A 15,690-nucleotide genomic window follows, 5' to 3' on the forward strand; every position below is an offset into this window, starting at 1 on the left:
GGCCGGTCGGCTCACCCGCCCGGCGCTCCGAGGCCCAGCTCGGCGACCAGCGCCTCCACGTTCGAGGCGGCGTTGAGGGAGTAGAGGTGCAGCACCTCGACGCCCTCGGCGAGCAACCGCCGCCCGTCCTCGAGCGCCACGCGCATCCCCTCCTCCCGGAACGCGCCGCGGTCGTCGAGGAACGGGTCGAGCCGGCGGTGCAGCCAGGAGGGTTCGTGCCCGTCGGTCAGGCGCCGGGTCACCTCGAGCACCCGGGGGCTGGTGACGGGCAGCAGCCCCGGCAGGACCGGGGCGTCGCAGCCGGCCGCCGCCAGCCGGTCGCGCAGCCGGAGGAAGTCCTCGACGTCGAACGTCAGCTGCGCGATCGCGAAGCCGGCGCCGGCCGCGAACTTCCCGAGCAGGTGCCGCAGGTCGGTGTCGGGGTCCGGGGAGTCGGGGTGTCCCGCCGGGAAGGCCGCCACGCCGACGGCGCGGACGCCGCGCTCCCGGGCCAGCCGCACGAGCTGGTCCGCGTGCTCCAGCCCCTGCGGGTGCGGTTCCCAGGGCGCGTGCGGGTCGCCGTCGGGGTCCCCGCGCAGGGCCAGGACGTCGCGGACGCCGCCGGCGACGAGGTCGTCGAGGACGTCGGCGAGCTGGGCCGCCGACTGGCCGACGGCCGTGAGGTGCGCCAGGGGGCGCAGCGTGGTCTCGCGGGCGAGCCGGGTCGCGAGCTCGACGCTCCCGGCGCGGTCGCCGCCGCCCGCCCCGTAGGTCACGGAGGCGAGGACGGGGCGCAGCGGCGCGAGCCGTTGGACGGCCCGCCACTGCCGGGCCGCGGTGGCCTCGTCGTGCGCGGGCGAGAACTCGACGGAGAACCGCCGCCGCGCCGCGCGCAGCTCCGCGACGAGCCCGGAGTCCCGCGCACCGACGTCGTCCCGAGCACCGTTCACGGGGCGGGCACCTCCTCCCACGGGGCCGTCCAGTCCCCCGCGTCCCACCGGGCGTGCTCGAGGTCCACGCGGACGTCGGCGGGGTCGTGCGCGAGCCGGCGCAGCGGCGTCCCCTCGGCGCGCCAACGGTGCAGCGCCTCGGCGGCCAGGGGTGGCGGAGCACTGCCGTCGGCCCTCAGGACCCGCCACCAGGGTGCCCCGGACCCGAAGCGCCGCAGCACGTTCCCGACGAACCGCGGACCCCGGTCGCCCACCCGGGCGGCGACGTCCCCGTAGGTCAGGACGTGGCCCGTGGGGATCGCGTGCACGACCTCGAGCACCTCCTCGGCCCGGGCGGGCAGTTCGCTCTCCACGCCCGGAGCCTCGCACGCCGGGACGTCGTGTCCGACCCCCGGTGCAGGCTGGCGCCATGGCTCCCGCAGCACGTCCCACCGACCCCCCGGACGCGTCACCCCGTCCCCGGTGGTGCGACGTCGAGCAGGCCGCGCCCGCCCTCGCGGCCGCCGTGCTCGCGCGCTTCAGCGCCGCCCGTCACCACGTCCTCGCCACGCTCGCCCGCGACGGTTCACCGCGGGTGTGGGGCACCGAGGTCGACCACTGGCGGGGTGACCTCCTGCTGGGGTCGATGGTGCCCGCGCGCAAGCTCGACGACCTGCGCCGCGACCCCCGCTGCGCGCTGCACGCCCACACGGGGGACGGCTCGATGGACGGCGGCGACGCCAAGGTCGGCGGCCGGGCCGTGGAGGTCACCGACGCCGGGGTGCTGGCGGCCTACGTCGAGGACCGGCACCCGCCGGAACCCTTCGTCCTCCTGCGCCTGGAACCGGTGGTCGTCGTGCTCACCGAGCTGGCCGGCGAGCAGCTGCGCACCACGTCCTGGCGCGCCGGCGCGGGGCTGCGGACGGTGGTCCGCTGAGCGGGCGTCAGGGGTTCGGCCAGGGGTTCGGCAACGCCCCCTCGAGCCCCTTCGTCTGCTGCATCATCACCGGCGCGAGGCGCCCCGGCCCCGGGGCGGGGTCGTGACCGTGCCCGAGGACGTGGCCGATCTCGTGGTTGACGACGTACTGCCGGTAGCCGGTCCGGTCCTGGCCGTAGTCCGGGATCGCCTGCACCCAGCGGTACCAGGTGAGGACGGCGGCGTCGCCCGAGCGGCACGACAACGTCCCCAGGGTCCGCAGCGGACGGCACAGCGCCGCGGACGTGTCCGGTGTCGCCAGCACGAGACGCATCTCGGCGTCACCGTCGGTGCGGGCGAAGCTCATGGCACCCCCGGCGCCCCAGCTGCGCGGGTCGTTGAGGACGCCGAGCGCGAAGTCGGCGAAGGCGACCGGGTCGAGCAGGCCGGCGTCCACGAGGTCCTGCTCGACCTCGACGCGCACGGTGCGGACGCGGGCCGAGGGCGGCGCGGCCACGGAGCCGGGGACGGCGGTCAGCACCCCGCCCCCCGCCTGCGGGACGTCCGCACCGAGCACGCCGGCGCGCACGTCGTCGGCGGTGAGCCCCGGCGGCAGTGCGGGTGCGGTCGGGGACGGCGAGGACGCGGACGCGGCCGCGGTGGGGGTGCCGGACGCGGCGGGGGTCCCGGCCGGGCTCGTCGCGGACGGCGCAGCGGGCGATGGCTCGCGCGTGCACCCGGCGAGCAGCAGCCCGGCACCGCCGAGCAGCAGGGCGCGGCGGGCGGGGACCGGCACGACGGGAGGCACCCGCGCAGCATGGCAGCCGGCCCGCCCGGGGTCCCGGACGCGGGTCGGGCAGGGACCCCACCGTCCGCCGGCAGCGAACCAGGCGACCGCCCGTCGCGGAGGGCGACTAGCGTGGAGCGGGAGCCGTCTCGGGCGAGACGGCGGCAAGTCCAGATCGGCGACCCGGGAGGGGACTGCGGTGGAGGTTCGGATCGGCGTGCAGAACGTCGCACGCGAGCTGGTGTTCGAGTCGGCCCAGACCAGCGAGGAGATCACGACTGCCGTCTCGCAGGCGCTGTCCGCGGGAACGGTGCTGTCGCTGCTCGACGAGAAGGGCCGCCAGGTCGTGGTTCCCGCGGCCTCGATCGGGTACGTCGACATCGGCGCCCAGGAGAAGAGCCGCGTGGGGTTCGGCCTGAGCTGACCCCCGTCACGGGCGCGCCGCGAGGGTGCAGGGGCTTCCCCGCACCCCGCGGCGCGCCCGTGTGAGCGCCCACGCGTCACGCCGGCGACGCAGCCGGTTACCATGGCGGGGTTCAGGGTTGCCCGGTCGCCAGTCACGATCGGCTGCCGACTGCCGCGACGCGGCTGCACGCCCGCCTGACGACGCTCCCCGCCGGTGGCTCCGACTTCTCGCCGAGCCGCTGGGACGGGTCCCGACGCGGACACGGCCGCCGTCGCCCCTTGCACGGGAGACGCATGACCGACACGAGCACCACCAGCGACGAGATCGACACCGTCGCCCCCACCGAGACCGCCCCGGCGCCCCGGCTGGCCACCTTCGCCGAGATGGGCGTCGAGCCCCGCATCGCCGCCTCCCTGGCCGGCGCCGGCATCACGACGCCCTTCCCCATCCAGTCGATGACGCTGCCCGTGGCCCTGACCGGGCACGACATCATCGGCCAGGCCAAGACGGGGACCGGCAAGACGCTGGGCTTCGGCGTGCCGCTCCTGCAGCGCACCGCCGTCCCCGGCGACGCCGACTACGACGCGCTGCCCCACCCGGGCAAGCCGCAGGCCCTCGTCATCGTCCCGACCCGCGAGCTCGCGACGCAGGTCGCCGGCGACCTCACCACGGCGAGCCGCTCCTACCCGGCCCGCATCCTCACCGTCTACGGCGGCCGGGCCTACGAACCGCAGATCGACGCGCTGACCAAGGGGATCGACGTCGTCGTCGGCACCCCGGGCCGCCTCCTCGACCTGGCCCAGCAGCGCCACCTCGACCTCTCGCAGGTCAAGTGCGTCGTCCTGGACGAGGCCGACGAGATGCTCGACCTCGGCTTCCTGCCCGACGTCGAACGCCTGCTGGCCCAGACCAACCCGGGCCGGCAGACCATGCTCTTCTCCGCGACGATGCCCGGCCCGGTCGTGGCGATGGCGCGCTCCTACATGCGCCAGCCCACCCACATCCGTGCGGTCGACCCGACGGACGACGGCGCGACCGTCGCCGCCATCACGCAGTTCGCCTACCGCACCCACGCCCTCGACAAGGTCGAGGTGCTGGCCCGGATGCTGCAGGCCACCGGCCGCGGGCTGACGATCATCTTCAGCCGCACCAAGCGCACGGCCGCCTCCGTCGCCGAGCAGCTCACCGAGCGCGGGTTCGCCGCGGCCGCCATCCACGGCGACCTGGGCCAGGGCGCGCGCGAGCAGGCGCTGCGCGCGTTCCGCACCGGCAAGGTCGACGTCCTCGTCGCCACCGACGTCGCCGCCCGCGGCATCGACGTCGAGGACGTCACGCACGTCGTGAACTACCAGTGCCCCGAGGACGAGAAGGCCTACCTGCACCGCATCGGCCGCACCGGCCGCGCGGGCAACACCGGGGTGGCCGTGACGTTCGTGGACTGGGACGAGCTGCCGCGCTGGAGCCTCATCGACAAGGCGCTCGGCCTCGGCTTCGGGGAACCGGTCGAGACGTACTCGACGTCGCCGAACCTCTACGAGGACCTGTCCATCCCCGCCGGCACCACCGGCCGCCTCCCCCGGACCCAGCGCACGCGCGCCGGTCTGGAGGCCGAGACGGTCGAGGACCTCGGCGAGGTCGGCGCTTCCAAGGGCCGTCGCGCCCGTTCCGGCGGGGCGTCCGGCTCGGGCGCGGGGTCCGGGTCCTCGCGCCGCGGTGACCGTTCGTCGGCCCCGGCGGAGCAGGCCGAGGAAGCCGTCGTGGAGGAGCGCACGGAGCGCCCCCGCCGCAACCGGACGCGTCGGCGCACCCGTTCCGGCGTCGAGGTCGCGGGCGAGGGCACCAGCGAGGGCACCAGCGAGGGCACCAGCGAGCCGACCGTCGAGTCCCCGGCCGAGTCCCCCGCAGAGTCCCCGGTCGTGGAGGCCACGGAGGTGCCGCAGGAGAAGGCGCCGCGCCGCCGTCGCCGCACCCGCACGAGCGACGAGGCGGCCCCGGAGGCCACCAGCGACGCCGCGGTCACCACCGACTGACGGTCCCCCGCACGACGACGGGCCCCCTCCCACCCGGGAGGGGGCCCGTCGTCGTCGCGGCGTGGGTGCTCGGGAGAGCTCAGGCCGCCTCGAGGACGAAGGTGCGCACGGCGTCCGCGACGAGCTGGACGGCGATCGCCGACAGCAGCAGACCGGCCACCCGGGTCACCAGCAGGACGCCGGAGTCGCCGAGCACGCGGTGCACGAGCCCGGCGAACCGCATGGCCAGGTACAGCGAGACGTGCACGGCCACGACCCCGAGGGCGATGGCCGCCCGGTCACCCCAGTCCTGCGCCTGCTGCACGAAGACCATCGTCGCGACGATGGCGCCGGGACCGGCCAGCAGCGGGGTGCCGAGCGGGACCATCGCGACGTTCACGCCGACGGTGCTCGTCGGCTCGTCGCTCTTGCCCGTCAGCAGCTCGAGGGCGATGAGCAGCAGGAGCAGACCGCCCGCGGCCTGCAGCGCGGGCAGGCTGATGTGCAGGTAGTCGAGGATGCGCTGGCCGAAGACGGCGAAGGCGACGATGACGCCGAAGGCGACGACGACGGCCTGCCGCGCGGCGCGCGACCGCTCGGTGGTGCTGAAGCTCGCGGTGAGCCCCAGGAAGATCGGCACGGTCCCGAGCGGGTCCATGATGACGAAGAGCGTGACGAAGCTCTCCCCGAACAGCTGCCAGTTCACGCCGGGTGCGCCAGGCGTGACGCGGCGGCGAGCTCGTCGATGCGCGTGAGGGTGGTGGGGTCGGTCGTGTTCTCCCCCAGCAGGTTCCGCTTGCCCGTGCCGTGGTAGTCGCTGGACCCGGTGACGAACAGCCCGAGGGAGTCGGCGAGCTCGCGCAGGTGCGCGCGCTCGGCGTCGGAGTGGTCGCGGTGGTCGACCTCCAGGCCCGCCATGCCGGCCTCGGCCATGGCCTCCACCTCGTCGTCGTCGATGCAGCTGCCGCGCTTGGAGGCGGCCGGGTGCGCGATGACGGGGACTCCCCCGGCGGCGCGCACGACGCGGACGGCCTCGACGGGGTCGGGCGCGGTCTGCGGCACGAAGTACTTGCCGCGACCGGACAGCAGGGTCGCGAAGGCCTCGTCGCGGTCGGCGACGACACCGCGGGCCACGAGGGCGTCGGCGATGTGGGGGCGGCCGATGGTGGCCCCGCCGTGGACGTGCTCCTGCACGTCCGCCCAGCTCAGTCCGGTGTCGGGGCCGAGGCGGTCGACCATGCGACGGGCCCGGCCCTCGCGGGACGTGCGGGACTCGGCGAGCATCCGCACCAGGGCGGGGTCGTCGGGGTCGTGGAGGTAGGACAGAAGGTGCACGGACACCCCACGGAGCAGACAGCTGATCTCGACGCCGGGGACGAACCTCAGTCCCAGTCGGTCGGCCGCGGCCGTGGCCTCCGTCCAGCCCGAGCTCGTGTCGTGGTCGGTGAGGGCGACGACGTCGAGTCCAGCCTGTGCGGCGGAGGCGATCACGTCGGCCGGGGATTGTGTCCCGTCGGACGCCGTGGAGTGCGTGTGCAGATCGATGCGCACCCCACGACCCTACTCTCCGTGGCGGCCCTCCCCGTCCCCTCGCGGGGCGGGGGCGCCTCAGGCGCGGGCCGGAACCCCCTGGTCGGACCAGCGCAGCCGCGGTGACAGCGCCCCGCACGGCACGTCGAGCTCGTGGGCGGGGTCGCGCAGGTCGACGAGCTGGAGGTCGTCGAGCAGCGTCAGACCCGCCGCCGCGGGCCACAGCAGCGCCCACAGCCAGACGGCCCCCGCCTCGCCGACGAGGACGGCGCGGTCCCCCTGCGCCGGCACCGACCACAACGGCGTCGCCGCCCCGGCCGCGTGCAGCCGGACGTCGGGCCGGCCCGTCACGAGGCCGTCCCCGGGGTCGAGGTCGTCGCGGCCCGCGAGGTGGGCGCCCAGCCCCGTCCCGGGTTGCTCGGCGACGAGGAGCAGGTCGGCCACGGGTGAGCAGCCCGCCGGGCCGTGGTGCGGACCGGAGACGGCGACGACGACGGCCTGCGCCTCGTGCTTGTCGTCCCGCACGCACCGCGTCCCCGTCACGAGCCAGCCGTCGGGCAGGGGCCACGCGAGCCACACGGGCACGTCGGCGTGCCGCGAGATCCACGCCAGGTGCTCGGTGTCGGCCGGGTGCGGCGGCTGCAGGGGAACCACCTCCCCGTGCACCGCACAGGTGTACCCCGAGTGCCAGATGCTGGGTGCCCTCACCGCTCCGTCGCAGCGGGGGCACTGCGCTGTACCGCCCATGCTCCACGGTGGCCCCGCCGACGGTCGGGCGTCAACCTCTGTCCTCACGCAGCGTGGTCGACGTGGCGGGGTGCAGCGACAGGCGCACCCGGGCGGGGCGATGATGGTCGGGTGAGCTCGCAGACGACGACCGACCAGCCCGGGACCGACCAGCCCGCGACCGACGAGCCCGTGGCGGACCTGCTGGACCGCCAGGCCCCCGAGGGCGAGGGCCCCGTCGTGCAGGCCGACGGGGACACCGCCGGGGACACCGCTGGGGAGAGCGCCGGGGAGGGCGAGGACGGGACCATGACGTCCCACCGCTCGACGCCGCGCTCGGCCGCCTTCCGGACGTTCATCGCGCAGGGGTGGGGTCCGCGACCGGCCGAGGACCTCGACGCGGCCGATGTGGCGCCCTTCGCCGCGCGCCGCCGGGCGGTGCTGTCGTCGCTGTTCCCGGGTGAGGTGCTCGTCGTCCCCGCCGGCACGCTCGTGCGCCGCTCCAACGACTGCGACTACCGGTTCCGGCCGCACTCGGCCTTCGCGCACCTGACGGGCCTGGGCACCGACCGGGAGGCGGACTCCGTGCTCGTCCTGCTCCCGACGGCCGAGGGGCACGACGCCGTGCTCTACGTCCGGCCGCAGGCGGCGCGCGACACCGAGGAGTTCTTCGCCGACGCCCGCTACGGCGAGCTGTGGGTGGGCCCGCGCACGACGCTGCCGGCGCTGGCCGCGCAGACGGGGATCGCGTGCCACGACGTCGCCGCCCTCGCCGAGGAGGTCACCGCGGGTCTGGACGGGGCGCGCGGACTGCGCCTCGTGCCTGACGCCGACCCGGCCGTGACCGCCGTCGTGACCCCGCTGCGCGGTGCGGTGCCCGAGAAGGCCGACGAGGAGTTCGTCACGGCCCTCTCCGAGCTGCGGCTCGTCAAGGACGAGTGGGAGGTCGGACAGCTGCGCGAGGCCGTCGCGGCGAGCGCCCGCGGGTTCGAGGAGGTCGTGCGCACCCTGCCCCGCGCCGTCGGGCACGCGCGCGGTGAGCGCGTCGTCGAGGCCGCCTTCGACGGCAACGCCCGCGTCGAGGGCAACGGCGTCGGCTACGAGACGATCTCGGCGGCCGGCGACCACGCCTGCACGCTGCACTGGATCCGCAACGACGGGGCCATCGCGCCTGGTCAGCTGCTGCTGCTGGACGCCGGCGTGGAGGTCGACTCCCTCTACACCGCCGACGTCACGCGCACCCTGCCCGTGGACGGCACGTTCACACCGGCCCAGCGGCGCGTCTACCAGGCCGTCCTCGACGCCTCCGAGGCCGCCTTCGCCGTCGCGAAGCCGGGGGTGAAGTTCCGCGAGGTGCACGAGGCGGCCATGAAGGTCGTCGCGGACCGGTTGTCCGCGTGGGGGATGCTGCCCGTCGACGCGGCCACGTCCCTCGGCGAGGAGGGGCAGTTCCACCGGCGCTGGATGCCGCACGGCACGAGCCACCACCTCGGGCTCGACGTCCACGACTGCGCGCAGGCCCGCAAGGAGATGTACCTCGACGCCGAGCTGCGCGAGGGCATGGTGTTCACCATCGAACCCGGCATCTACATCAAGACCGAGGACGAGCTCGCCCCGCAGGAGCTGCGCGGGATCGGCGTCCGCATCGAGGACGACGTGCTCGTGACGGCGGACGGGGTGGAGAACCTCACCGCGGCCCTACCCCGCACCCCCGACGACGTCGAGGCGTGGATGGCGTCGCTGCGCTGAGACCCCGAACGCGAGAGGACCGCCGCCCGGTGTCCGGACGGCGGTCCTCGTGCGTTCGGGCGTCAGCGCTCGGAGCGCTCCTGCTCCTCGCGGGCCCGGGCCTCGGCGGCACGGCGTTCACGCCGCGCCTCCTCCATCTTCTCGGCGTACGTCGGACCGGACAGGTCGTGGACCGGTGCGGCCTCGGGCGCCTTCTCGAAGGACGGCGGGGGCGGCGGCTGGTCCGCCGGGCCGGAGCCGGGGCGGGGCGGCGGCATGGACGGCTGGGTGCCGCCGGGGGGCGGGCCCCACGGCCGCTGCGTCGGGTCCGGAGCACCCCACGGCGCCTGCTGCGTGGGCGTCGGACCGCTCTCGCGGCCGAGGCCGTTGGGCAGGCGCCCCAGCACCTGGCGGGCCTGGCCGGCGAGCTGCGGCAGGCACAGCACGGTGTACTCCGAGGCCACGATCTGCGAGGACGACGTGAAGTCGCGGCGGCCGCCGGTGAGGGCGTAACTGATGACGCCGAAGAGCATGCCGAACCCGGCTCCGACGAGGATGCCCGTCAGCAGGGCCCCGCTGCCGCCCGGTCCGAAGACGGACAGCATGAGCCCGACGAGCAGACCGAACCAGGCACCGGAGGCGGCACCCGCACCCGCGGCGCGGCCGTACGTGAGCCGGCCGGTGACCCGCTCGACCATCTGCAGCCCGGTGCCGACGATCGTCACGTTCTGCACGGGGAAGTGCTCGTCGGAGAGGAAGTCCACCGCGCGCTGCGCCTCGGAGTACGTGGCGTACCGGCCGATGGTGTCGCCCGAGGGCGGCGTGGGCGTGGTGATCCGGCGCGGACCACCCATGGGTCCGAGGTTCGACATGGACTTCCTCACCTTCCTGACCCGTCCCGCGGCGTCGGCGCAGGATCGGTGGGATGACCTCCGGGGAGGTCACCGACATCCTGCCCAACGCCGCGGGGACACGCTTGGTGCCCGTCCGGACGGGACTCCCAGGGACTGCTCAGGCGGACTTGCGCTTGACCCCGGCGCGGCCGGCCTGCTGCGTGGCCTGCACCTCGGTGGTGGCCCCGGCGGTCGTCAGCTGGCCGCCCGTGGTCTCCAGGTGGGCGCGCACGAACCAGTGGAACTGCTCGAGCTGGCTGGACTGCGCGATGAGCATGTCCTGCGTGACGAGGTCGAGGTCGTCCGTGGCCTCGATGGCCTTGCGGTGGTCCTCGATGACGCCGCTGTAGACGAGGTCGAGGGCACCGAGGTGCTCGATGGCACCGGCGCGACCGATCGAGTAGTCGTCCCAGCCGCGGTCGGCGACGAGCGCCCCGGGCGTGCCGACGGGCGACAGGCCCAGCGTCGCGATGCGCTCGGCGGTCGTGTCGGCCATCTCGCGGACGGCGTCGACCTGGGGGTCGAGCATCTCGTGGACGGCGACGAAGTGCGGGCCCACGACGTTCCAGTGGACGTGCTTGAGGGTGAGGTGCAGGTCGGTCAGGGCGTTGAGACGGTCCTGCAGGAGCCGGGCGATCTCGGCGCCCTGCTCGACCGTCAGCCCGGGGATCGTGTAGAGCGGGGTGCCCTCGGACTTCATCTTCTTGCTCTCCTTGGCCATGTCGACACCGTAGGAGCGCACCTCGCGCACCGCGAGCCGGAAGTCAACCCCTAGATTGGAAGGTGTGACCGGACCCACCACACGTGTCTTCGCCGCCCGCCTGGCGGGCACGTCGGTGTTCGACCCGCAGGGCGACCAGGTGGGCCGGGTCCGCGACGTCGTGGGTCTGCTCCGCCCGCGCGGCCCCGTCCGCGTCATCGGTCTCGTCGTCGAGGTCCCCGGCCGCCGCCGCGTGTTCGTCCCCATGACGCGGGTCACGTCCATCGACGCCGGCCAGGTCATCACGACGGGTCTGGTGAACATGCGCCGCTTCGAGCAGCGCGGCGCCGAGACGCTCCTGCTCGCCGAGCTCCTGGACCGCACGGTCGAACTCGCCGACGGCAGCGGCCAGGCGACCATCGAGGACATCGGCCTGGACGCCGTCCGCGTCCGCGACTGGCACCTGACCCGCCTCTTCGTGCGCCGCGGGACCGCCCCGCGCGGGCTGTCCGGGCGCCTGCGGCGACGCGGGGAGACCATGACGATCCCGGTCGACGCGGTGGTCGGCGGGGTCGTGGGCCTGGCCACGGTCGACCTCGACCAGGGCGCCACCAACCTGCTCGCGGCGTTCGAGGAGCTCAAGGCCACCGACCTCGCCGAGGTCATCCACGAGCTGACGCCCAAGCGCCGCGGGGAGGTCGCCGCCGCGCTCGACGACGAACGCCTCGCCGACGTCCTGGAGGAGCTGCCCGAGGACGACCAGGTCGAGATCCTGTCCGGCCTCGCGGGCGACCGCGCCGCGCACGTCCTGGAGGAGATGCAGCCCGACGACGCCGCCGACCTGCTCTCCGAGCTGCCCTCCGAGCAGGCCGAACGGCTCATGGCCCTCATGGACCCCGACGAGGCCGACCCCGTGCGCCGCCTGCTGGCCTACGACGACTACACGGCCGGGGGCCTCATGACGACCGACCCGGTGGTCCTCGCCCCCGACGACACCGTGGCCGAGGCCCTCGCGCACGTCCGGCGCACCGAGCTCAACGTGCCGCTGGCGACGGCCGTGTACGTGTGCCGCCCACCGCTGGAGACGCCCACGGGCCGCTTCCTGGGGACCGCCCACCTGCAGCGCCTGCTGCGCGAACCGCCCCACACCCCGCTGGGGCAGTTGCTGGACAACGACATCGACCCCCTCGCCCCCGAGGAGACCCTCCAGGCCGTGACGCGTCAGCTCGCGGCCTACAACCTCGTGTCCCTGCCCGTCGTCGACGAGGACGGGCACCTCCTGGGGGCCGTGACCGCCGACGACGTCCTGGACCACCTGCTGCCCCAGGACTGGCGCGACGCGGAGGAGGAGGTCTTCGAGGGGCCGACCGGACAGGAGGCGACCCGTGGCTGAGTCCCGGGAGAACCGTCGTGGCCAGCGCCGCGACCCCGTCTCGCTCGACACCCCGCGCGAGAGCCGGCCGCGCCTGCGACTGCGGCCGCAGGTCGACCCGGACGCGTTCGGACGGGCGTCGGAGGGCTTCGCCCGCTTCATGGGGACGGGACGCTTCCTCGTCTACATGACGGCGTTCGTCGCCCTCTGGGCGGGCTGGAACATCCTGGCCCCGGAGCGGATCCGCTTCGACTCCTACCCGTTCATCTTCCTCACGCTCGTCCTGTCGCTGCAGGCCTCCTACGCGGCGCCGCTCATCCTGCTGGCGCAGAACCGGCAGGACGACCGCGACCGCGTCCTCAACGAGCAGGACCGCTCCCGCGACGAGCGGGCGCTGGCCGACACCGAGTACCTGACCCGCGAGGTCGCGGCCCTGCGCATCGCGCTGCGCGACGTCGCCACCCGCGACTTCGTCCGCTCCGAGCTGCGCTCGATCCTCGAGGAGCTGGCCGAGGAGGGTGTGACGGTCTCGGCCGGCACGTCGCGCGACGCCAAGCGCAAGGGCGGCAAGAAGCGCAAGCGGGTCGTCGAGCCGGGTCCCGCGGCCTCGGTCCCCGACACCGTCCCCCACTCCGACCCCGTCCCCGACGCGGGCTCAGGTCCGGAGCCGGAGGTGCCGACACCTGGAGGGTGACGACCATCGACGACGGCCCGGGCGCCGCCACCGCCGCGGGACAGGTCCCTGCGCAGGGTGGCAACCAGGTCCGCAAGCGCCTGGGTGACGTCCTCGTCGAGAAGGGGCTCCTGGTCCCCGAGGACCTCGAGGTGGCGCTCGCCGAGCAACGCACCGTCGAGGGTCCGCGCCGGCGCCTGGGCCAGATCCTCGTCGAGCTCGGCATGGTCTCCGAGGCCGAGCTCGCGCAGTGCCTGGCCGAGCTGCTGAGCCTGGAGCACGTCGACCTCTCCCGCATCAACCTCGCGCCCGACGTCGTGCGCCTCCTGCCGCGGGCCGTGGCCGAGCGCTGCCGCGTCCTCGTCCTGGACAAGACGCCGGAGTACCTGCTCGTCGCGGCGGCCGACCCGACGAACGTCCTGGCCCTTGACGACGTCAAGCTCTACACCCGCACGCCCGAGCTGCACGTCGTCGTGGCGATGGACTCCCAGATCCGCGACCACCTCGCGCGCGCCTGGTCCCTCACCGAGGACACCTCGCAGGTCTCCCGGATGGTCGAGGACGCCACCGACGACGAGGACGAGGACCCGCTCGCCGCGCTCAACGGCTCGGTCGACGACGACGCCCCCATCGTCAAGCTCGTGAACCGGATCCTGTCCGACGCCGTCCGGCTGCGCTGCTCCGACATCCACCTGGAGTCCCAGCGCGACCAGCTGCGCGTGCGGTTCCGCGTCGACGGCCTGCTGCGCGATGTCATGAGCGCCCCGAAGCGGGTCGCGCCCAGCGTCATCAGCCGCATCAAGATCATCTCCGGGCTCGACATCTCCGAGCGCCGCATCCCCCAGGACGGCCGCACCCGCGTCGTGGTCGACGGCGCGGCGATCGACTGCCGCGTCTCGACGCTGCCTGCCCTGCACGGCGAGAAGATCGTCATCCGGCTGCTCACCCGCGGGGACGACGTCCCCTCGCTGCCCTCGCTGGGGTTCGAGCAGGAGCAGCTCGACATCTTCGAGAAGGCCCTCAGCGTCCCGCAGGGGCTCGTCCTCATCACCGGCCCGACCGGGTCGGGGAAGACGAACACCCTGTACGCCGCCATCCACGCGACGATGTCGCCGGAGAAGAACATCATCACGCTCGAGGACCCCGTCGAGGTCCAGCTGCCCGGGATCACGCAGGTCCAGGTGCACGCCAAGGTCGGGATGACGTTCTCGGCGGGGCTGCGCTCGGTCCTGCGCCAGGACCCCGACATCGTCCTCATCGGTGAGGTCCGCGACACCGAGACGGCCGAGCTCGCCCTCAAGGCGGCCATGACCGGTCACCTCGTGCTCACCACGCTGCACACGAACTCGGCCGTCGGCGCCCTGACGCGGCTGGTCGACATGGGTGCGGCGCCGTTCCTCGTGGCGAGCTCGCTGACGGCGGCCATCGCCCAGCGCCTCGTCCGGAAGCCGTGCGAGGCGTGCGCCGACGGGTACATCCCCGACGACAACACCCTCGCGCTGCTGGACCTGACGATCGAGGACATCCTCGACGCTACCCCCCTGAAGGGGACGGGCTGCCCGGAGTGCGGCGGCACCGGGTACCGCGGCCGGACGGCGGTCTACGAGGTGCTCGACGTGACCCCGAGCATGCGCAAGGTCCTCATGCACGACGCGACGGAGTCGGCACTGCTGGAGGAGGCGGAGCGGATCGGGATGAAGTCGCTGCGCCAGTCCGCGCTGGCCAAGGCCATGCGCGGCGAGACGACCTTCGAGGAGGTCATCCGCGTCACCGCCGGCTGACCGACGCCTGTCGTTCAGCGCGGCGTACCCTCGGGGCACCAGCTCACCGAGGAGAGGAGCGCCGTCGTGCGCGCAGTCCAGTACCGCCGGATCGGAGCGGCCCCGGAGGTCGTCGAGGTCGAGAAGCCGACGCCCGGACCGGGTCAGGTCCTGCTCGAGGTGACGGCCGCCGGGATCTGCCACTCCGACGACTTCGTCATGGGGTTGCCCGAGGACCAGTACACCTACGGCCTGCCGCTGACGCTCGGCCACGAGGGCGCCGGTCGCGTCGTCGAGCTCGGGCCCGGCGCCGAGGGCGTCGAGGTCGGGACGAACGTCGTCGTCTACGGCCCCTGGGGCTGCGGGACCTGCCACCAGTGCGCCCAGGGCAAGGAGAACTACTGCCCGCGCGCCGCCGACCTCGGCATCGCGCCGCCCGGTCTGGGCGCCCCCGGCGCCCTGGCGGAGTTCATGGTCGTCGACTCCCCCCGCCACCTCGTGCCCATCGGCGACCTCGACCCCGTCGCCACCGTCCCGCTCACCGACGCGGGCCTGACGCCCTACCACGCGGTCAAGCGGTCGCTGCCCAAGCTGCGGGCCGGGTCCACCGCCGTCGTCATCGGGGCGGGCGGTCTGGGCCACGTCGGCATCCAGCTGCTGCGCGCGCTGTCCCCCGCCCGCGTGGTCGCCCTCGACGTCAGCGAGGAGAAGCTGGCGTTCGCCGCCTCCGTCGGCGCCCACGACGTCGTGCTGTCCGACGCCGACGCCGCGACGAACGTCCGCGCGCTCCTCGGTGGCCGCGGCGCCCAGCTCGTCCTGGACTTCGTCGGGGCGCAGGCGACCATCGACACCGCGATGGCCGTCGCCGACGCCGAGTCCGACGTGACGATCGTCGGGATCTCCCCGCACGGTGCGGCCGCCCAGGTCGGGTTCTTCCGGCAGGCGTTCGAGGTCTCGGTCGCGACGCCCTACTGGGGGTCGCGCAGCGAGCTCATCGAACTCGTCGACCTCGCCCACCGGGGCGTCCTCGACGTGCACACCGAGACGTTCTCCCTCGAGGAGGCGCCGACGGCGTACGAGCGCCTGCACGCCGGCACCCTCGCCGGCCGCGCCGTGGTCGTCCCCACGCGCTGACCCACCGCGTCACCCCGATCACCCCCTTCGCGGAAAACACTCTTTCCGCCCTCCGGGAACGATCCCGGAGGCCAGATGGTGGGCCTGACGGCCGACGTGACAGCGGCGGCACTGACGCTCCCGCTGGACTCGGTGGACGGCATCGGCC

16 protein-coding genes are annotated in these 15,690 nt (G+C 74.4%); 8 read left to right on the forward strand and 8 right to left on the reverse strand.

Annotation, left to right across the window (positions count from 1 at the left end):
* Nucleotides 1-11 precede the first annotated feature (11 nt).
* A complete protein-coding gene (locus AB0637_RS01930; RefSeq protein WP_366169446.1) occupies nt 12-929 on the reverse strand; it encodes a methylenetetrahydrofolate reductase in 918 nt (305 codons plus the stop codon).
* Complete coding sequence (locus tag AB0637_RS01935) at nt 926-1,282, reverse strand: MGMT family protein (RefSeq protein ID WP_366169447.1); 357 nt, start codon at nt 1,280-1,282, stop codon at nt 926-928. The genes AB0637_RS01930 and AB0637_RS01935 overlap by 4 nt, the downstream gene beginning before the upstream one ends.
* Before the next feature lie 56 nt (nt 1,283-1,338).
* On the opposite strand from AB0637_RS01935, the gene AB0637_RS01940 reads away from it, so the two are divergent.
* The gene (locus AB0637_RS01940; protein WP_366169448.1) at nt 1,339-1,845 is read left to right on the forward strand and encodes a pyridoxamine 5'-phosphate oxidase family protein; all 507 of its coding nucleotides are present in this window, start codon (nt 1,339-1,341) and stop codon (nt 1,843-1,845) included.
* 7 nt (nt 1,846-1,852) lie between these two features.
* On the opposite strand, the gene AB0637_RS01945 is transcribed toward AB0637_RS01940, so the two are convergent.
* Complete coding sequence (locus AB0637_RS01945) at nt 1,853-2,632, reverse strand: DUF3152 domain-containing protein (RefSeq protein WP_366169450.1); 780 nt, start codon at nt 2,630-2,632, stop codon at nt 1,853-1,855.
* A 178-nt stretch (nt 2,633-2,810) separates the two neighbouring features.
* Here AB0637_RS01945 and AB0637_RS01950 point away from each other — a divergent pair, with 178 nt between their 5' ends.
* Nucleotides 2,811-3,035 carry a DUF3107 domain-containing protein gene (locus AB0637_RS01950; RefSeq protein WP_366169451.1) on the forward strand — a complete coding sequence of 75 codons (225 nt, stop codon included), beginning with the start codon at nt 2,811-2,813 and terminating at the stop codon, nt 3,033-3,035.
* Between the two features lie 365 nt (nt 3,036-3,400).
* Nucleotides 3,401-5,047 carry a DEAD/DEAH box helicase gene (locus tag AB0637_RS01955; protein WP_366169487.1) on the forward strand — a complete coding sequence of 549 codons (1,647 nt, stop codon included), beginning with the start codon at nt 3,401-3,403 and terminating at the stop codon, nt 5,045-5,047.
* Between the two features lie 79 nt (nt 5,048-5,126).
* Here the strand turns inward: AB0637_RS01955 and AB0637_RS01960 are convergent, their stop codons facing one another.
* Genes AB0637_RS01960 through AB0637_RS01970 form a run of 3 tightly spaced genes read right to left on the reverse strand, consistent with a single transcriptional unit; the run spans nt 5,127 to nt 7,303 of the window.
* Complete coding sequence (locus tag AB0637_RS01960; RefSeq protein ID WP_366169452.1) at nt 5,127-5,732, reverse strand: MarC family protein; 606 nt, start codon at nt 5,730-5,732, stop codon at nt 5,127-5,129.
* Nucleotides 5,729-6,577, reverse strand: a complete 849-nt coding sequence (locus AB0637_RS01965) for a PHP domain-containing protein (RefSeq protein ID WP_366169453.1) — start codon at nt 6,575-6,577, stop codon at nt 5,729-5,731. The genes AB0637_RS01960 and AB0637_RS01965 overlap by 4 nt, the downstream gene beginning before the upstream one ends.
* Nucleotides 6,578-6,634: 57 nt before the next feature.
* Nucleotides 6,635-7,303, reverse strand: a complete 669-nt coding sequence (locus AB0637_RS01970; RefSeq protein WP_366169454.1) for a DUF6758 family protein — start codon at nt 7,301-7,303, stop codon at nt 6,635-6,637.
* 288 nt (nt 7,304-7,591) lie between these two features.
* On the opposite strand from AB0637_RS01970, the gene AB0637_RS01975 reads away from it, so the two are divergent.
* A complete protein-coding gene (locus tag AB0637_RS01975; protein WP_366169488.1) occupies nt 7,592-9,031 on the forward strand; it encodes an aminopeptidase P family protein in 1,440 nt (479 codons plus the stop codon).
* A gap of 62 nt (nt 9,032-9,093) precedes the next feature.
* On the opposite strand, the gene AB0637_RS01980 is transcribed toward AB0637_RS01975, so the two are convergent.
* The gene (locus AB0637_RS01980) at nt 9,094-9,882 is read right to left on the reverse strand and encodes a general stress protein (RefSeq protein WP_366169455.1); all 789 of its coding nucleotides are present in this window, start codon (nt 9,880-9,882) and stop codon (nt 9,094-9,096) included.
* Between the two features lie 139 nt (nt 9,883-10,021).
* Complete coding sequence (locus tag AB0637_RS01985) at nt 10,022-10,624, reverse strand: DNA starvation/stationary phase protection protein (RefSeq protein ID WP_366169456.1); 603 nt, start codon at nt 10,622-10,624, stop codon at nt 10,022-10,024.
* A gap of 64 nt (nt 10,625-10,688) precedes the next feature.
* Here AB0637_RS01985 and AB0637_RS01990 point away from each other — a divergent pair, with 64 nt between their 5' ends.
* From AB0637_RS01990 to AB0637_RS02005, 4 genes are all read left to right on the forward strand, one after another.
* Nucleotides 10,689-11,996, forward strand: coding sequence for a CBS domain-containing protein (locus AB0637_RS01990; RefSeq protein ID WP_366169458.1), 1,308 nt, complete (start codon nt 10,689-10,691; stop codon nt 11,994-11,996).
* Entirely contained in the window at nt 11,989-12,669 is a 681-nt protein-coding gene (locus AB0637_RS01995) for a DUF1003 domain-containing protein (RefSeq protein ID WP_366169459.1), read from the forward strand. Before AB0637_RS01990 ends, AB0637_RS01995 begins: the two co-directional genes overlap by 8 nt.
* Nucleotides 12,666-14,429 carry an ATPase, T2SS/T4P/T4SS family gene (locus AB0637_RS02000; protein ID WP_366169460.1) on the forward strand — a complete coding sequence of 588 codons (1,764 nt, stop codon included), beginning with the start codon at nt 12,666-12,668 and terminating at the stop codon, nt 14,427-14,429. Before AB0637_RS01995 ends, AB0637_RS02000 begins: the two co-directional genes overlap by 4 nt.
* Nucleotides 14,430-14,495: 66 nt before the next feature.
* Nucleotides 14,496-15,542 (forward strand): NAD(P)-dependent alcohol dehydrogenase, encoded by a 1,047-nt coding sequence (locus AB0637_RS02005; RefSeq protein ID WP_366169461.1) that lies wholly within the window; start codon nt 14,496-14,498, stop codon nt 15,540-15,542.
* The last annotated feature ends 148 nt before the right edge of the window (nt 15,543-15,690 follow it).

It is taken from the genome of Kineococcus sp. NPDC059986, assembly GCF_040702905.1.
Lineage (GTDB): Bacteria > Actinomycetota > Actinomycetes > Actinomycetales > Kineococcaceae > Kineococcus.